Source organism: Acidovorax sp. KNOB132, from assembly GCF_057541515.1.
Map to the genome: position 1 here is coordinate 1 of NZ_BAAJYT010000670.1, position 523 is coordinate 523.

Sequence of the window (523 nt, forward strand, 5' to 3'; positions counted from 1 at the left end):
CGCTGGCCAGGCCCGGCAGGCCCGCACGCGCCAGCTGCAGCGCGTCGCCGATGCCCGTGCGAACTTCCGCGCAGGGGCCGCCCTGGGCCCGCCACTCGTCGCAGGTGTTGGCCAGGGCGATCAGGTGGCCGGCCAGATTGCCGCTGTCCACCGACGACACGTAGGGCGGATCGAGCGCGCGCAGGTCCGCCGTGCCATACCAGTTGAAGAAGTGGCCCCGAAAGCGCTGCAGCTGCTGCAGCGTGGCGAACGTCGCCTCCAGGCGCGCCACCGTCTCCAGCGTGCCGGCCCAGCCGAAATCGCGCGCCGCGGCCGTCGCCAGCAGGTACAGGCCGATGTTGGTCGGCGAGGTGCGGCGCGCCACCACGGGCCTGGGCGTTTCCTGGAAGTTGTCGGGCGGCAGCATGTGGTCCGCCGGCGTCACGAAGGTCTCGAAGTAGCGCCAGGTGCGCCGCGCGATCCGGCGCAGCGCCAGGGCCTGCGCGGGCTGCAGGTCCAGCAGGGGGCGCCGTGCCTGGCGGCC

At 74.0% G+C, this 523-nt stretch carries 1 protein-coding gene; it reads right to left on the reverse strand.

Annotated features, from left to right (window positions below; translation table 11 throughout):
• Window positions 1-523: hypothetical protein (locus AC27IO_RS25330; RefSeq protein ID WP_498741359.1), on the reverse strand; the 523-nt coding region annotated here is incomplete at both ends.